Origin of the sequence: Paenibacillus beijingensis, from assembly GCF_000961095.1 — a bacterium.
GTDB lineage: Bacteria > Bacillota > Bacilli > Paenibacillales > Paenibacillaceae > Paenibacillus_O > Paenibacillus_O beijingensis.
In genome coordinates, this window is sequence record NZ_CP011058.1 from 4,016,865 (window position 1) to 4,034,292 (window position 17,428).

At 55.4% G+C, this 17,428-nt stretch carries 16 protein-coding genes; 13 read left to right on the forward strand and 3 right to left on the reverse strand.

The features are described from left to right. Nucleotides 1-73 precede the first annotated feature (73 nt). The 8 genes from VN24_RS18105 (at nt 74) to nfsA (ending at nt 6,646) form a co-directional block, all read left to right on the forward strand. Entirely contained in the window at nt 74-379 is a 306-nt protein-coding gene (locus tag VN24_RS18105) for an urease subunit gamma (protein ID WP_045671549.1), read from the forward strand. 51 nt (nt 380-430) lie between these two features. Further along, on the forward strand, nt 431-799 hold the full coding sequence (gene ureB, locus VN24_RS18110; RefSeq protein ID WP_045671550.1) for an urease subunit beta: 369 nt from the start codon (nt 431-433) through the stop codon (nt 797-799). Further along, a complete protein-coding gene (gene ureC / locus VN24_RS18115; RefSeq protein ID WP_045671551.1) occupies nt 796-2,511 on the forward strand; it encodes an urease subunit alpha in 1,716 nt (571 codons plus the stop codon). Before ureB ends, ureC begins: the two co-directional genes overlap by 4 nt. Next, nucleotides 2,511-3,245 (forward strand): urease accessory protein UreF, encoded by a 735-nt coding sequence (locus VN24_RS18120; RefSeq protein ID WP_045671552.1) that lies wholly within the window; start codon nt 2,511-2,513, stop codon nt 3,243-3,245. The genes ureC and VN24_RS18120 overlap by 1 nt, the downstream gene beginning before the upstream one ends. Nucleotides 3,246-3,338: 93 nt before the next feature. Next, complete coding sequence (ureG, locus tag VN24_RS18125) at nt 3,339-4,064, forward strand: urease accessory protein UreG (protein WP_045671553.1); 726 nt, start codon at nt 3,339-3,341, stop codon at nt 4,062-4,064. Then, entirely contained in the window at nt 4,027-4,953 is a 927-nt protein-coding gene (locus tag VN24_RS18130; RefSeq protein WP_238590726.1) for an urease accessory protein UreD, read from the forward strand. The genes ureG and VN24_RS18130 overlap by 38 nt, the downstream gene beginning before the upstream one ends. Nucleotides 4,954-5,149: 196 nt before the next feature. Further along, a complete protein-coding gene (locus VN24_RS18135; RefSeq protein ID WP_045671554.1) occupies nt 5,150-5,599 on the forward strand; it encodes a MarR family winged helix-turn-helix transcriptional regulator in 450 nt (149 codons plus the stop codon). A 276-nt stretch (nt 5,600-5,875) separates the two neighbouring features. Then, nucleotides 5,876-6,646: an oxygen-insensitive NADPH nitroreductase gene (gene nfsA, locus VN24_RS18140; RefSeq protein ID WP_045671555.1), complete on the forward strand. Its 771-nt coding sequence runs from the start codon at nt 5,876-5,878 to the stop codon at nt 6,644-6,646. A gap of 832 nt (nt 6,647-7,478) precedes the next feature. Here the strand turns inward: nfsA and VN24_RS18145 are convergent. After that, nucleotides 7,479-7,769 carry a hypothetical protein gene (locus VN24_RS18145; RefSeq protein WP_045671556.1) on the reverse strand — a complete coding sequence of 97 codons (291 nt, stop codon included), beginning with the start codon at nt 7,767-7,769 and terminating at the stop codon, nt 7,479-7,481. Between the two features lie 262 nt (nt 7,770-8,031). Here VN24_RS18145 and VN24_RS18150 point away from each other — a divergent pair, with 262 nt between their 5' ends. From VN24_RS18150 to VN24_RS18170, 5 genes are all read left to right on the forward strand, one after another. Then, nucleotides 8,032-9,642 carry an S-layer homology domain-containing protein gene (locus VN24_RS18150; protein ID WP_052703029.1) on the forward strand — a complete coding sequence of 537 codons (1,611 nt, stop codon included), beginning with the start codon at nt 8,032-8,034 and terminating at the stop codon, nt 9,640-9,642. A gap of 227 nt (nt 9,643-9,869) precedes the next feature. Continuing rightward, on the forward strand, nt 9,870-10,826 hold the full coding sequence (locus tag VN24_RS18155; protein ID WP_045671557.1) for a DNA-binding transcriptional repressor DeoR: 957 nt from the start codon (nt 9,870-9,872) through the stop codon (nt 10,824-10,826). 58 nt (nt 10,827-10,884) lie between these two features. Continuing rightward, nucleotides 10,885-11,562: a deoxyribose-phosphate aldolase gene (gene deoC / locus VN24_RS18160; RefSeq protein ID WP_045673443.1), complete on the forward strand. Its 678-nt coding sequence runs from the start codon at nt 10,885-10,887 to the stop codon at nt 11,560-11,562. 312 nt (nt 11,563-11,874) lie between these two features. After that, nucleotides 11,875-12,867, forward strand: a complete 993-nt coding sequence (locus VN24_RS18165; protein ID WP_052703030.1) for an aromatic acid exporter family protein — start codon at nt 11,875-11,877, stop codon at nt 12,865-12,867. 270 nt (nt 12,868-13,137) lie between these two features. Continuing rightward, on the forward strand, nt 13,138-14,001 hold the full coding sequence (locus VN24_RS18170; RefSeq protein WP_045671558.1) for an AraC family transcriptional regulator: 864 nt from the start codon (nt 13,138-13,140) through the stop codon (nt 13,999-14,001). Nucleotides 14,002-14,116: 115 nt separating this feature from the next. On the opposite strand, the gene VN24_RS28480 is transcribed toward VN24_RS18170, so the two are convergent. After that, nucleotides 14,117-14,251: a hypothetical protein gene (locus VN24_RS28480; protein WP_274520392.1), complete on the reverse strand. Its 135-nt coding sequence runs from the start codon at nt 14,249-14,251 to the stop codon at nt 14,117-14,119. Between the two features lie 2 nt (nt 14,252-14,253). Beyond that, nucleotides 14,254-17,289 carry a glycoside hydrolase family 2 TIM barrel-domain containing protein gene (locus VN24_RS18175; protein ID WP_045671559.1) on the reverse strand — a complete coding sequence of 1,012 codons (3,036 nt, stop codon included), beginning with the start codon at nt 17,287-17,289 and terminating at the stop codon, nt 14,254-14,256. Nucleotides 17,290-17,428 lie beyond the last annotated feature (139 nt).

Sequence of the window (17,428 nt, forward strand, 5' to 3'; positions counted from 1 at the left end):
GACATGACCGTATTTACTTCCATTTTTGCTTATGTCTATAATGGAACTATCCTAGGGAAAGAGGTGAACACATTTGCAGCTTACCGAGCGCGAGAAAGAAAAACTGATGATTACCGTTGCCGCTGATCTGGCCCGCAGAAGGCTGAACCGCGGCGTGAAATTAAATTATCCGGAAAGCATAGCGCTGATTACCTCGGAGATTATGGAAGGGGCGCGGGACGGACTGACCGTTGCCCAACTGATGGAATTTGGAACGCAGATCTTAAAGCGCGACCAGGTCATGGAAGGCGTGCCGGAAATGATTCATGAGGTACAAGTCGAGGCCACGTTTCCGGACGGGACGAAGCTGGTCACCGTACACCATCCGATCGCGCACTGACGGGTACATAACAATGTTCGTATAAAAGAATAACCGAAGGGGGCACAAGCGATGATTCCAGGCGAATACCGGACGCGCGAGGGCAGCATCGAGCTGAACGCGGGCCGCAGCACCATGGAGCTGATCGTTGTCAATACGGGCGACCGGCCGGTCCAGGTCGGATCGCACTTTCATTTTTTTGAAGTGAACCGCGCTCTTGATTTCGACCGCGAGCAGGCATTTGGGATGAGGCTTCACATCCCCGCCGGGACGGCGGTCAGATTCGAGCCGGGCGAAGAGAAGCCGGTTGTGCTGGTCGAGCTCGGCGGCAACAAAATTTCATACGGCCTAAGCGGCATCGCGAGTGGACCGGCCGTCCGCGGCGGGATGAGCGAAGAGGTGCGGGCGCGTCTCGCGGCTTGGAAAGGGGAGACATCATGAGTTCCATGGATCGCAAAAGTTACGCCGGCATGTTCGGACCGACTACGGGCGACGCAGTCCGACTTGCGGATACGGAGCTGTGGGCGGAAATCGAGCAGGATTTTACCGTTTACGGCGATGAATGCAAGTTCGGCGGCGGAAAAGTTATCCGCGACGGCATGGGCCAGTCGAGCGGCGCGCTGCGCAGCGAGGGCGTGCTCGACACGCTCATTACGAACGCTGTCGTGATCGACCACTGGGGCATCGTCAAAGGCGACATCGGTATCCGCGACGGTGTCATTGTGGGGATCGGCAAGGCCGGCAATCCGGACATCATGGACGGGGTTACTCCCGGCATGGTCGTCGGCGCGAGCACGGAAGTGATTGCGGGCGAAGGCAAGATCGTCACGGCCGGCGGCATCGATACCCACATTCACTTTATTTGTCCGCAGCAGATCGAAACCGCGCTCTCCTCGGGCGTAACAACGATGATCGGCGGCGGCACGGGACCGGCGACGGGAACGAACGCCACCACCTGTACGCCGGGAGCATGGCATATGCAGCGGATGCTTGAAGCGGCGGAAGCTTTTCCGATGAACATCGGTTTTACGGGAAAAGGCAACGCCTCCTTTACGGGACCGCTCATCGAGCAGATCGAAGCGGGAGCGATCGGCCTGAAGCTGCACGAGGACTGGGGTACGACGCCGGCGGCGATCGATGCCTGCCTTAAGGCTGCCGACCAGTACGACGTGCAGGTGGCGATCCATACCGATACGCTTAACGAATCGGGATTTCTGGAAGATACGCTTGCCGCGATCGGCGGACGCACCATTCATACGTACCATACGGAAGGAGCGGGCGGAGGACATGCGCCGGACATTATCCGCGCCGCGGGCGAATTGAACGTTCTGCCGTCGTCGACTAACCCGACCCGCCCGTATACGATCAATACGATCGAAGAGCATCTGGACATGCTGATGGTGTGCCACCATCTCGACACCCGCATCCCGGAGGACGTCGCTTTTGCGGATTCCCGCATCCGTCCGGAAACGATTGCGGCGGAAGACATTTTGCACGATATGGGCGTGTTCAGCATGCTCAGCTCCGACTCGCAGGCGATGGGCCGCGTCGGCGAAGTGATCATCCGCACCTGGCAAACGGCGGACAAAATGAAGCGTCAGCGCGGGCCGCTCGAGACGGACAGCGAAGGCAGCGACAACTTCAGGATCAAGCGCTATATCGCCAAATATACGATTAATCCGGCGATCACGCACGGCGTATCGCATCTGGTCGGTTCGGTCGAGCCCGGCAAATTCGCGGATCTGGTCTTGTGGAGCCCGATGTTTTTCGGCGTCAAGCCGGATATGGTGCTGAAGGGCGGAAGCATCGCCTACGCACAGATGGGAGATCCGAACGCCTCCATTCCGACGCCGCAGCCGGTGTTCGGACGTCCGATGTTCGCCGCGTTCGGCAAGGCGCTGACGAGCAGCTCCATCACGTTCGTGTCGCAGGCCGCCTATGACAGCGGAATTAAGGAAAGGCTGGGGCTCAGCAAACGCGTCGAGCCGATTAAAGGCTGCCGCAGCGTAACGAAAAAAGATATGATCCACAATGATGCGACGCCGCAGATCGGAGTCGATCCGGAAACGTATAAAGTAACCGTCGACGGCGAGCACGTCACCTGCGAACCGGCGGAAGTTGTGCCGATGGCGCAGCGTTACTTCCTGTTCTGATGGATCGGAACGTTACCGTTGCGAACGTGTCGCCCGGAGCTGCCCGCGTCTCCATTCCGTGGCTTGCCTTTCAACAGCTGCTGGATTCGGCGCTGCCCATCGGCGGATTCTCCCATTCCTTCGGGCTGGAGACGCTGGTGCAGGAAGGCAGGATCCGCACGACCGCCCAGCTGCGGCAGTATGCGGAAAACATGATGCTGATGAGCTGGGCGACCAGCGACGCCATGGTGATCAAAGCGGCATACCGCGATATGCCGGGTGGAGACTGGGAACGGCTGTGGGCGGTGGAGCGGCTTGTGCACGTGCAGCGGGCCGCGCTTGAGGCGCGCACCGGGGTGGAGAAGATGGGCAGGCGGCTGCTGCAGCTGGCGGCGGATATTTTTCCCGCGATCGACTGGGAGCCGCTGCAGACGGCGCAGCGAAACGGCGCTTGCATCGCTACCCATCCGCTAGTGCTTGGGTATGCAAGCTTTCAGCTCGAAATTTCGCTCGTACAGGCCGTGGAAGGTTATCTGTACAACTGCGTCGTCACCTGCATCAACAGCGCGCTGCGTCTGATGTCGATGGGACAAACGGAAGGCCAGCGGCTCATCGCCGCGATCATGCCGCTCTCGCAGCGGGCGCTTGAAATTGTGCAAGAACTGGAACCGGAGGACGCCTGGAGCAACATGCCGATGGCGGAGCTGGCGATGATCCGGCACGAAACGCTGTACTCGCGTCTTTTTATGTCATGACGACCGGTTATAGGGAAGCCGCACTGGCGGATATTTCCCGATTCATTTACCTTATTCATTTACTCTAATCGAACGATTAAGGAGGAATTATCAATGTGCCAAGGACAAGGACACAGCCATCAACAATGGGAAAAACCGTCGATTCCGGCGGGCCGGCCGATCCGGATCGGAATCGGAGGACCGGTCGGTTCCGGCAAAACGGCGCTGGTTGAGCGCCTCTCCCGCGAGCTTAGCGGCGACTACAGCATCGCCGTTATTACGAACGATATTTACACGAAAGAGGATGCCCGCATTCTGGCCGCAACAGGCGTGCTGCCGGAAGAACGCATTCTAGGCGTCGAGACGGGCGGCTGCCCGCATACGGCGATCCGCGAGGACGCGTCCATGAACTTTGAAGCGATCGAGGAGCTGGAACGCCGTTTTGACGGGTTGGATATCATTTTCATCGAGAGCGGCGGGGATAATCTTGCGGCGGCGTTCAGCCCGGAGCTGGTAGACCGGTTCATTTACATTATCGATGTGGCGCAAGGGGAAAAAATTCCGCGCAAAGGCGGCCCCGGCATTATGCGCTCCGATCTGCTGGTCATTAATAAAATCGACCTGGCTCCTCATGTCGGCGCTTCGCTTGAGGTCATGGGAGAGGATTCGAAGCGGATGCGCGGCGAGCGGCCGTTTGTGTTCTCCAATCTGTTCGGCGGCGACGGCGTAGCCGACATGGTTTCCTGGATCAAGCACGAAATCGCCCACGCTACCGGAACCGAGCATTCGCATGAGCACGAGCATGCCCATGAACACGGCCACCACCATCACCACGCCTAATCCTGAGGCGGCAGCCGGAGCCGGCGGACGGCTTCCGGCGTCCGCGGGGGACGCTTTGGGAGCCTCCAAACGCTCCGTGCTGCGCGCATCCTTCAACCGGCGCGGCGATCGAACGGTGATGGAGGATAAGTATCATACTGCGCCGATCAAAATCGCCAAGTCGTTTCCGCTCGAGGATGAGCTGGCCGTTATGGTGATGGACGTCTCGCCGGGCATGCTGGAGGGCGATTGTTACGAGCTGGAATGGACAGCCGGCGAAGGTTCCGGTATCTATGTGACGAACCAGTCGTTCATGAAAGTCCATCCATGCCCGGATGGGAGAGGGGCGGCGCTGAAACAGCGCTTCTCGCTTGCGCCGGGCGCGTTCGTGCAGCACATGCCCGAGCCGGTGATGCTCTACAAGGATGCAAAGTTCGCAAGCGACACCGTCGTGCATTTGGCTCCCGGCTCAGCCTGGATGCAGGCGGAAGTGCTCTGTCCGGGCCGAACGCTTCGCGGCGAAGTGTTCGCTTACCGCCGTTTCGATAACCGGCTCGCCGTTTATTACGGGGACGAGCTGATTTTCGCCCAAAGGCAGAGGATCGAGCCGGCCGTGCAGCCGCTGTCCTCCGCGGGTTGCTGGGATGACAAAACGCACTTCGGAACGTTTTATCTGTTTTCCGACAAGATCGATGGCAGCCATCCCGCTGCTGTGCGGGAAGCGCTTGACGCGCTGCCGCAAACGGCCGGCCGGGAGGTGCTGTACGGCGTGACGCTGACGCACCGTCACGGGCTCGCCGTGTCCGCCGCAGCCGGAGCGGCATGGCCGCTGCAGCAAGTTTTGGAAGCGGCATGGACTTGCGCCCGCAGCGCCGTCTTCGGGAAGCAGCCGCTTCGCTTCCGAAAATAAATTCACTGACCCGCCGTCACCTCCGGATCCGGAACGTGGCGGCGGTTTTGTCTGTTTGCGTGCCCGTTTGGTGCCGTAAACGGAAATAGAACCTTTTTGCTTGATGTAACCCTTTTAAAAACGATATAATTAGTTCGACAAAAGTTATATGTTGTGGAAATCACAGTGGCTTACAGCGGTGTCGGGAGGCAAATCAATGGAAGAAACCAAGGAAGATACGTCCGAGTTAATGAAGGAGCTTGACGACCGTTTCAGGCAGGTGCGGCGATTAATTAATTTGGAATGGAATCGGGATAATATACACGGATTGGGCATCACACACGGACGCATTTTGATGATGCTGGCGGAAGAAGGACCGCAGAAAGCTTCGGCGATGGCGGAAGCGATGAAGATCACTTCAGGGGCCGTCACGGGTCTCGCCGACCGGCTCGTTGAGCTCGGGTTCATTTCCAGGGAAAGAGGGGAAGCCGACCGGAGAGTCGTTTTGCTGGAGATTACCGAAGAAGGCCGAAAACTGATTTCGAACCTGGAAGAAATCAAGCATTCCATTATGAAGCGGCTGTTTTCGGGAATGTCCGAGCAGGAGATGAGAAATATGCTGCGTTATTGCAATATCATGATTGATAATTTTGAACGGGAAGCTTAGCCGATAAAGCGCGCGTCCCCGGATGGACCGCATGAAAGCCGAAGAAGCTGCCGGAAGGTAGGGGGGCGCTCTCTCGGCTTTGCTTGCCGCATGGAAAGTTTATGTTCACGAAAGCATTCATGCGATGTTTACTTCTTTCCGATTGGCGGCAAAAGCCTCCGCTAAACGCGGCCGCTCATCTTCGAATGACTCCGATAGGAGTTTTTTTCATATGTAGGGTCAGGAAGAATTGTAAATACTGCAGAATGCGAAAAATGGTTTGGAGGAGTGTTGAGGATGCTGAATACGTTTTCGAATGAAACTATCGAAGCGCTGCTCCATCACCGGTCGATCCGCCGTTATAAGAACGAACCGGTGACCCGTTCCCAGCTGGAGCTTATCTTGCGCTGCGCCCAGCAGGCTTCGTCATCGAGCCATATGCAAACCTACAGCGTCATCAGCGTCACGGAACCGGACAAGCGCCGTGCGATCGCCGCATGGGCCGGCGGCCAGCGCCACGTGGAACAAGCGCCCGTGTTTCTTGTCTGGTGCGCCGATCTGCATCGCTTCGACCAGGCGGTTGCAGGCGCCGGCGGGCAATTCGAACCTTCCCTTGAGTATTTCCTTGTCGCGACGGTAGACGTATCGCTGGCGGCGCAAAACGCCGTCATTGCAGCGGAATCGATGGGACTTGGAGCGGTTTATATCGGAGGCATCCGCAATGAGATGAAGAAGGTTGCCGGGCTGCTTGAGCTTCCGGAGCTCGTCTATCCGGTCTTCGGCTTGTGCATCGGCGTTCCGGACGAGCAGCCGGATTTAAGGCCGCGGCTGCCGCAAGAAGCCGTTTTTCACGAGAACCGCTATAATAGGGACGCCTTCGGGCAGACGATCGAAGCATACGACAAAACATATCATACTTACGCTAGCAGCCGGAGCGGAGGAACGAAAGATACGACCTGGTCGATTGAAATGAGGGGCAGAACGAAATATCCGCCCCGGCAATACGGCGATTTTTTGCGGGATCAGCGGTTTAAGCTGGATGACGGTCAAGAGGATCAGGACGATTAGGACCATCAGGGCGAATAGGACGATTAGGACGATTAGGACGAACTGAACGATTAGACGGACTGGACGTACAAGGGCAATCGCACGGAGCAAGCAGTCGGCTGCCGGGACCGCCGCACCGCTGTTCCCGGCAGATGAGCAAAGGGGCTATCCAACCCTTTCATAAACTTCATAAACCTGATAACGAACCGGTCTAGGGGCTGCCTTGGCTTCCTTTTGCCGGTTCGTTTGTTTTTTGGTCTGCTCCTGCTTCAGCAGTTTGTAGCAAAGTAACGTCGTCCGTCCACATGATTCACTTTCGGCAAGCCTTGAGCAGGAATCGCAGAAACATCACAATCCACTGAGCAGGAACCGCCGAAAACGTCGCAATCCACGTAGCAGGAACCGCCGAAAACGTCGCAATCCACTGAGCAGGAACCGCCGAAAACATCACAATCCACTGAGCAGGAACCGCCGAAAACATCACAATCCACTGAGCAGGAACCGCAGCACCCTCGGGGATCGCTAGTAGAACGATCCTGAAAAACCGTTCCCATTACGGGTTGTTCTTGAATGCTAACGGAAGCAGATGACGTTATTCTGCTCATTTTGTTCGATTTGAAAATCTAACGGAAGTATCGGGCCTTATTTCTGTTTTTCTGTCTGAACATATACCATTTTAAATCGATTAAGAGCTGTGAGTTCCGTTAGATTTCCAAATGGGCTCATAAAATCAAAATAAGAGCAGTGAGTTCCGTTAGGGTTCGCCGCTGCCAGTCCTAATGAGCTTCGACCCTTGGGGCAGCTGCTGATTGGGCTCATAAGCTTCGATAATCAGGGCAGCCTCCGCCACCCTTTAATCGTCGCCATCTTTCCGATCCGCACCGGCACCGTTAAGCAGGTCGGTACCGTGGAACTCCTCCGGTGGAGCGGCGGGATCAATGGGCGTATCTTCGGCAAGTTCCGCCAAGTCCGGATCGGTGACGACACCGATTCGGGTACGCGATTTGGGCGGATACTTCTCCTCAAGCTCCCCCTCGGTATTGGGCAGAGCGTCTTTCTTTGTCTCCGCGGTAAACAAGCCGAATTCCGAATCGATATCTTTTTCCGTGACCAGTGTATCAGGATCTTGTTTGCGGTTCGTCATGATTTTTCCCTCCTAAAGGTTTTGCCGAAGGCAAAACCACTTCGTAAGCATAAGCTTGGTAACCATAACATGAGTTTGCGTTCGTTATTTTATACCCCGTCTTAATAGAAATGAAGCGATCGCCGCCCGTTCGATAGCGACCGCGGCCTCGTTTTCTCCCGCCAAATCTCTCTCTCCTGCCATTATTTTGGCAATGAAATAGTCGATTGCAATCTGTTAAGCTGTTGCAAGTTATGTTTAGCAGAAAAGAGGCTTATTAACAATGGGCAAACGAACCAAACAAGCGCTGTTTTCCGCTGTCGCGGCCAGTCTACTGGTCTGCGGCGGCTTTGCCGGGCAGCCCGTCCATGCGCAATCGACGCCATTTAACGACATAGAGGGAAGCTACGCCAAGAGCGCGATCGTCTCCCTCTATAAGCATCAAATCGTTAACGGAACATCTGCATCCGCTTTTTCACCCCGCAAAAAAGTGAGCCGCGCCGAGCTACTGGCCGCCTTGGAGCGGCTGCTGAAGCTCGAGAAGACGTTCTCTCCTGTAACGGAATTCGACGATGTGCAGGCTGGCGCCTGGTATTTCGGATACGTGCAGGCGGCCGTGCAGCTCGGCTTGGCGGACGGTACCAGCGCAACCTCCTTTCAGCCGGATAAACCGGTTACGAGGCAGGAAGCGGCTGTGCTGCTCCAACGGGTGCTGAAGCAGCCTGCCGCCGCCATTTCAACCTCCGCATTCCGAGATCGCGGCAGTATTGCGTTCTGGGCGGCGGGGCCGGTATCGAACATCAGCAAGCTGGGTTTGATGAAAGGGGACGGCACCGGCGCATTTCGTCCGGACGCGCCCGTTACCCGGCAAGAAATGGCCGTGCTTTTGTATCGGATCCAGAAGCGTCCGGATTGGAGCGGGCAATTCGGACGTCCTAGTCGGGACCGCATTCAGCTGGGATGGCAGTATTTGCAATCAACGGAGCAGTATAAAAGGACGGTGCTCAAGGCCGGCATCAATATTCTTTCCCCGCGATGGTATTTCATCGGGGAGCAGGGGGCGGTTTCCGACGGAACCGATCCTTCATTGGTGAAGTGGGCTTCGGAAAACGGAAAAAAAGTGTGGGCTCTGGTGGGCAATCGGTCGAACAGAGAGTTAACGAGTGAAGTTCTTTCAGACCCGTCTCACAGAGCGGCGCTCGCAAAAAGGCTGTTTACGCTTGTCAAGCAGCACGGCTTGAACGGGCTGAATATCGATTTCGAGAATATGACCGTGGGCGATAGATCCGAATATGCGCTGTTCATAAAGGATTTGGCGAAGCGCCTGCACAGCATCGGGGCCAAGCTGTCAGTGGATGTTGCACCCGATTTCGGAGCGGATTGGACGGATGAATTCGATTATGCGGCGCTTGGAGCCGCCGCCGACTACGTCGTGTTGATGAGCTATGAAGAGCATTGGATCGGAAGCCCGATCGCCGGGTCGGTCGCTTCACTGCCGTGGTCCGCCCAGGGATTAAAAACGTTGATGGAGCAGGTCAGCGCGAACAAAATCATCCTGGGGATGCCGCTCTTTAGCCGGGATTGGACGTTTCAGCCGGATGGATCTTTTCCGTCGCACGACATCAATTTGACGGAACAAAACCGCCTGCTTGCTACGAACGCCGCCGCTGTAGAGTGGAACTCCTTTCTCGGCCAATATGAGGCGAGTTATACGGTGAACGGCTTGCAGCACCGCATTTGGCTGGAGGAAGGGCGCTCTCTCACGCAGAAGACCCGTCTGGCCCTTGACAATAATACGGCTGGCCTGGCTTATTGGTACACAGGCGGCGGAAGCGACGATGTTTGGGCGAGCATCCGCAATGCGATCCGGTTTAACGGATACGCATTCGACTAAAAGCAGCTGAGTTACGCTTAGATGCGTTTCTTCATGCATTCGGTTATCCGGAAAATTCCGGATAACCATTTTTTTTTGAGGTAAGCGACTCTAATATGCAGCCTACCGATGAAAAAACGGCCATTGCCATGAAGTGAAAAATAACGTAAAATAGTTGAAAATATGATAAATGAGCATTTTGCAAAATTTCAGAAATTTAGCCCGAGTGAAGATGAGGTGACCGGAGGATGGCGGAGGAACGAGGAGAGGAAAAACAGGCCAAGATGGTCGATGCGGCCCGGATGTATTACCAGTTGGACTACAGTCAGCAGGAGATCGCCCAGAAGCTCGGCGTTTCCCGGCCTACCGTTTCCCGATTTTTGCAGCAGGCGAAGGACGAGGGCATCGTACAGATCAAAATCGTCGATCCCAAAGAGAACAACAGCCATTACGCGCAGCAGCTGGAGCATAAATTCCGGCTCAAGAAGGCTGTCGTCGTCTCCGTTCCGCAGTATGACGATTCGACGGTCAAAAAGTATTTGGGCGAAGCGGCGGCATTGTACTTGCACGAAATCGTCAAAGACGGGGATACGATCGCCGCAACCTGGGGCACGACGCTTTATGAGGTTGCCACCCGGCTGCAAAATAAGCATGTTCGCGGCGTAAAAGTCGTTCAGCTGAACGGAGGAGTCAGCCATACGAATACGAACACGTACGCGCATGAAATCGTCCATTTGTTCGGCAAGGCGTTTCATACGAATCCTTATTTTATTCCGCTGCCGGCGATTGTCGATCATTCCGTCGTCAAGCTTGCCATTGAAGCGGATCGTCATATCCGCAGCATTTTGGAAATGGGCAAGCAGGCCAACATTGCGATGGTAACGGTAGGGGCTCCGACAGAGGACTCGGTTCTGATCAAGGCGGACTATTTTTCCGAATCGGATTTGCGGATGATCTATGAAAAAGGCGCCGGAGACATTTGTTCCCGTTATATCGATATTCAAGGCAAACTGATCAGCGCGGAGCTCAATCAAAGAACGATCGGAATCGATCTGGAGGAGCTGCAACAGAAGGAGCAGTCTATTCTGGTGGCCGGCGGTCCGAAGAAGGTCGATGCCGTTTACGGAGCGTTAAACGGGAAATATACAAATGTGCTCATTACGGACAGCTTTACCGCGAAATATTTATTGGAACGGGAGCAATGAACCGGCCAGGGCCGGAATTCGACAGGAGGAACATACATTGGGAACGGAATTTACAGCAATTAGCGGGGCGCAGGCGGCTTCATATATCGATCATACATTGCTTAAACCGGATGCCGTGCTGTCGCAAATCGTTCAATTGTGCGATGAGGCGAAGCAGTACGGCTTCGCAACGGTTTGCATCAATCCTTACTGGGTGCCGGCAGCGTTCAGGCAGCTAGTCGGATCGAAGGTCGGCATTACGACGGTGATCGGGTTTCCGCTCGGCGCAGCAAGCACTTTCGTTAAAACGGCGGAAGCAAGGGACGCCATTGCAGCCGGAGCGACGGAGATTGATATGGTGCTTAATGTCGGCGCTCTGAAATCCGGGCTGGATGAAGAAGTGGAAAAGGATATTGCGGCGGTTGTCGCAGCTTGCGCCGGACGCGCCGCTGTAAAGGTCATACTGGAAACGGGACTGCTGTCCGACGAAGAAAAGGTGCGCGCTTGCCGTCTCAGCAAGAAGGCCGGAGCCGACTTTGTCAAGACGTCGACCGGTTTCGGACCGGGAGGCGCTACCGTTGCGGATATTGCCCTCATGCGGCAAGCCGTCGGCCCTGAGATGGGCGTGAAAGCTTCTGGCGGCGTCCGTGATCTGGCAACGGTGCAGCAGCTCATTGCTGCAGGAGCTACCCGGATTGGCGCCAGCTCAGGAGTTGCAATCGTAACCGGCGCGAAAGATCAGGGTCAAGGCTACTAATATTTCGATCAAATACGAGGAGGCTGCCACAGAATTGGACTTTGGCCGGCCTCTTTTTCATTTATGAGCCTCAAACAAAGCGAACGCTCTGTCATAAACATCAAACGCAAAGGCAGGTATTCTGACACGAAATTGTCACCACCTCATCGTCCAATAGAAGTTGGAGCAAGCTAGAATAGATGTGGGCAGGTTCCGAAAAAACGCTGCGGCGGTGGCTATAATAGCCGTTATGCGTTATAATGCCGTAGACAGCATACGGCTTTTTTCGTGTTACTGAGCCCAACAACGACGATGAAGACAGGTGGAACGGGAATGAAAATCGGTTTTCGGACGGTTAAAACCGCCCTCGGCGTCAGTATTGCGATTTTGCTGGCCCAGTCTTTAAATCTGGAATATTTTACGGCGTCCGGAATCCTGACGCTGCTTTGCATTCAGCGGTCGCGCAGACAATCGACCCGCGCGGTCAGCAGCAGGTTCTTCGCTTGCTTGATCTCCTTGTTTCTCTCGAGCGCATTATTTGAACTGATCGGCTATCAATTTTACTCTTTTCTCATTCTGCTCCTGATGTTCATTCCGCTGTGCGTGCGGATTGGCGTAAAAGAAGGAATCGCGAGCAGCTCCGTTATCGTGATGCATGTCTATATGCATGCCAAGCCGGAATGGTCGTTTTTCTGGAACGAGTTTCTGGTCATTCTGATCGGCCTTGGCGTCGCGCTGCTTGTGAACTGGTACATGCCCAGCAGCGACAAGGAGCTGAAGCAGACGAAAGAGGCCATTGACGGGCTGGTAGCTGCTATATTGAACGAAATCGCTCTTTTTCTGAAAGAAGGGTCCACGCAGTGGGATGGCAAAGAAGTGCTGCAGCTTGGGGATACGCTCCGTAAAGCACGGGCGCTGGCCGTGCTGGAAACGGAAAATATGATGCGCAAGGACGAATATTTGGAAAACTATTTAAACGCGAAGCAGCAGCAGTACGATTTGTTGAAAAGCATGCTGCCGTCCATTTCCCGAACAAACGTGAAAATGGAACAGGGCATGCGGATCGGCGAATTTGTGCAGGAAATAAGCAAGGGGTTGACGGAGCCCGGATCCGGACGGATTGATCGCTTTTGCAACCATCTGCACGATATCCGCGAGTATCACAAGCTGCTGCCGCTTCCGGTAACAAGGGACGAGTTTGAGAACAGGGCAAGCCTGTATGCGATTGCCAACGACTTGGAACGGTTTCTGGCCATCGAGGCCGGGGCGCGCAAGGAGAAGAGACGGGGCAAACAGCGCGAAAAGAAGCTGCAGCCGAGCCGATAGACGGTGCGTGCGGATTTCCGCATATCTAGCCGTATTCAAACGCTTATGTTCTAAAGGGGTCATATTCCGGATCAAGCCGGCGCCTGAATCATATCGGGCGCCGGCTTGATTCGTTAAGACGGTATTCTACCCGGCTGCTGCTCGTATGTTTCATGCACCTCAGAAAAAGTGAACCGACCGATTCGGGGAAGGAATAAGAGGACTCATGTGGAATACGTAAGCTTATAATTGCTGCAGATGAGTGGGTGGATGCGGGGAGGGAATGCACGGATGGCCATTCATAGAGACGAAATTATCAGCCCGCTGCCGATCCGCACGTTCGATCCGAAGATTGATACGAGCAGACTCAAGGTCAAATCGCTGAAGCTCATGAGCGCCGGCCATCTTCCGGGCCGGACAATGCAGCGCAGCAAGGCGGTGTTCAGCCACTGGGCATTCGTATATATAGCCGGCGGCAGAGGTTATTTCCAGGTGGGCGGCGCCGCCAGGCAAAAGGTGGAAGCCGGAACGCTGTTCTGTTTTTTTCCCGGTGCCGAATTTGATTACGGGCCCTATTCCGGGTGTTACTGGGATGAGTATTACTTCACGGTAGAAGGCATGCGGGTGCAGGAGTGGCTGGACAATTGGTATACGGAGCCGGAGACGGTCAAGCGGGTTGGAACCGACGATTCGGTGCTGAGCAAAATGGAGCAGATCTTTATGATGATGGAAAGCGGAATTCCGGTCAATCTCGATTCGGCTTCGCTGCTGCTGGAATCGGTTCTGTATAACTTGACGGCAAAAGCGGCTCCCGGCGAGTCCGGCGGCAGAAAGCCATCCGGAGTAGCCGCTGTCATCGACGATTTGTCCAATCTGCTCTATGAACCGCTGAATGCGCAGAAAGTAGCGGAAAAACACCACATCTCGGTGTCGACGCTGCGGCGGATCGTTCATGCGTATACGGGCTTTCCGCTGGGCGAGTTTGTCCATCGGATCAAGACTTCCGAGGCCAAGAAGCTGCTGCTCAATACGGATTTTACGGTCAAGGAGATCGGGGAAAGACTTGGTTATGCGGATGTGTTTTATTTCTCGCGGCTGTTTAAGAAATTTGTGGGGTCATCTCCGCAAATTTACCGCGCCCATAACGGACATTGAAGCATGCGTACTTTTTTAAGCGCGCGGCCGTTCGTTTATGATTCCTGTGATGAATGAAACGATCGTTCCGCAGCTGATCAAGCCCCTTCGTCATCAAGGCGGAGGGGCTATACGTCTATCCTAATGATTGAAGCGGAATCTTGATTTGCACGATCGTGCCGAAGCCGCGTTTGCTGAAGATGCGCATACGGTAAGGCTGCCCGTACGTGAGGATCAAACCGGCCGCGCAGAGCGCCCCTTTTTTCGCCACTCTTACTGATCCTCTTTAAACACCGGCTGGATCGTCAGCCCGAACGTAAATTCCTTTTCATCCAGACGGTATTGCTCCGCAAGCTCCGGACCGCATGAAGCGGAGCCGACGCCGCTCATTTTATAATCGAGATGAACAATCGTTTCTTTCCGTCCCGCAAGCTCGTACGTGTGGGCGGCTTTCGTCAAATCCTCCGGCGTAAAATGGGCGGCATTAAAGGAAAAAGGTTCGGCGGACGTGAACTTAAGGCCCATTCCGAGCGGATTCGATACGGTCGCCCATTCCGTGCCGTACCGGGAACCGTTCTCCTGCGGCATGATGTAGGGCTCAAACATTTCGCCGACCGTTGTTTCATACCGGCCTTTTTTTACGCTTCGGCGCTTGTCGACATAGCTTTCACGCGGGCCGTATCCGTAATATTCCACTTCTTCGTTTCCTTCCGGCAGCGTCAGCTGCAGGCCGAACCGCGGCAAATAGACGAGGCCGTCCCGGACGCGGACGTCGGTCTTGAGCGAAATCGCCCCGCTTCCATCCACCATCCATACCGCTGTTCCGTGCAATAACGGATAGCGGATATAACCGCCTAGTGAAAATTTGACGGTTACCTCCACGGCGAAATCGGCATGTTGACGCCACTCGCACTCGTAAACTTTCATTTCGGCCCGGTCATAGCCCTCGTGAATCCAGTTCTTCTTCACATGCATATCGTTGTCGATCGGAGCGCGCCAAATGTTAAACCGGGCGGGGCCGGCGAGCATGTTAACGCCGTGCTTGGAAATGCCCGTAAGCGTGCCGGCGTTCAGATCGAACTGGTGACGGAAATCCGGACCGGAAACGGTTAGCCGGTTGTTTTCGGCGGCGGCGTAAACGGGAGCTGCGGCGGCTGCAGGCTGTCTTCTCTCCCCGGCAGCGGGAGCGGGAACGGGAAGCTCAAACTGCGCGAAGCTCAATTCGTATCCGGGCGCCGCCCAAGCGGTCTCAAATTTCTGCCAGCAGCTGAGCGTCAGCGTCCAGGAGCCTGCCGCTTCCGGCGGCAGCGAGTACGGAAGCGACACGATTTCACCCGTTCCGGGCGCCGCGCTTAGCTCTAAGATTTGGCCCTGATCCGTTATGACTCCGTCCCGCTCAACTTTCCAGTAGACGGCGATATTCGAAAGATCGATGAAATCGTAGCGGTTAACCGCCCTAACCCGGCCGCCGGCCAAATCAACGGCTTCAAACTTGACCGGCGCAATGATTTGTTTCAGCTCCAGCAGTCCGGTATGCGGCCTGCGGTCCGGGAAGACAAGGCCATCGAGGCAAAAATTGCCGTCATTCGGCCGATCCCCGAAATCTCCCCCATATGCGTAAAAGGCCGTTCCATCCTCCGTCATTGTCGCGATTCCGTGATCGCACCATTCCCAGACGCAGCCGCCCATCAGCTTCGGGTAGCGGTCGATCACATTCCAGTAATCGTTCAGATCCCCGGGACCGTTCCCCATTGCATGGCTGTATTCGCACAGGAACAGCGGTTTGCGGCTGCTTTCGTCTTTGGCGTACGCTTCGATTTCGGCAACGGTTGCATACATGCGGCTTTCCATATCGAGGCATTCCGTATTTGCATGTCCGTTGTAGCCGGGAGCGGCTCCTTCGTAATGAACCGGTCTGGAAGGGTCGCGCTCTTTCGTCCATTCCGCCATTGCGATATGGTTCAGGTCGTAGCCAGACTCGTTGCCCATCGACCAGATGACGACTGAAGGATGGTTTTTGTCCCGCTCCACCAGCCTCTCGGCCCGGTCAAGGAAGGCGTTTCTCCACTGTGGATCGGCCGAAAGCTTATGGAAAGCTCCGGGTGCCCAGTCTTCGGCAATGCTGATGCCGTGGCATTCCAGATCGGCCTCGTCGATGACATAAAAGCCGATCTCGTCGCATAAGTCGAGAAAGCGGTAATCGTTCGGATAATGGGACGTCCGGATCGTGTTGATGTTGTGGCGCTTCATGATCATCAGATCCCGCTTCATGTGGTTCAGTGGAATCGTCTGCCCGAGCACCGGATGGGAATCGTGGCGGTTGACCCCTTTTAATTTGACCGCTTGGCCGTTAATCCGAAAGACGCCGCCGTGAGTGTCGACGGTGCGGAATCCGACCGGGAAGCGCAGCACCTCTTCGCCCGCATAGATGTAAAGCTGGTACAGGTACGGATGCTCCGCATTCCACAAGACAGGCTTGTTCACTTCGAGATGAAGCGTACCGTCGCCGTCCACGATCAAGTCGCTGCGGCCGATGGAATGATTGCGGGCATCGCGCAGCTCGGCGGACACTTGCAGGCTGCCGGTCGATTTCAAATCGAAATGCAGCAGGGCGGATTCGAAATCGGCGGACAGCTCCGTTCGGATTCCGATATCCCGCACGTGGACCGGATCGCGGCCGAGCAGGTACACATCCCGGAAAATGCCCGAATACCTCCACAAATCCTGATCCTCCAAATACGTGCCGTCGCACCATTTCAGAACCATCGCCGCAATCCGGTTTTGCCCCGGCTGCAAATAAGGGGTGATGCGAAACTCCGCCGGCATGCGGCTGCCTTTACTGTAGCCCGCAAAGCTTCCGTTCACCCACAAATAGAAGCAGGAATTGACGCCCTCGAACACGATATACGTTTCTTTGTCCGACAGACGTTCGCCAAGCTGGAAATCCCGTATGTACAGGCCGGCGGGATTGTCGTCCGGTACGAAGGGGGGATCGCACGGAATCGGGTAGTTGATATTCGTATAATGCAGCTGGTCGTACCCGTTTGTCTGCCAGCAAGAAGGGACGAGCAAATCGTCCCAGCCGCTGACGTCGGCACCCGCTTCATAAAAATGATCGTCGACCTGCGCGGCGCTTTCCCGGTATTGAAATTTCCAGCTTCCGTTCAACGTTTGATAATAGGGCGAATTCCCCCGTTTGCCTTTCGCTGCGGCTTCCATATCCCGGTAAGGAATGTAAGCGGCTCTGGCCGGCTCGCGGTTCACATGCAGCACATTCGGATCTTCCCAATATTTATTGATGCGGATCATCGCTCATCCATCTCTCCTTGTCCCACAGGGTGTTGCGCACGCTTTGGAGCGGCGTCTGTTATAAATTATAGATGTGATATACTGGTGAATCAAAGGGGGCAAAACAGACAAACTACCATACAAAAAGGACATCGGGGAG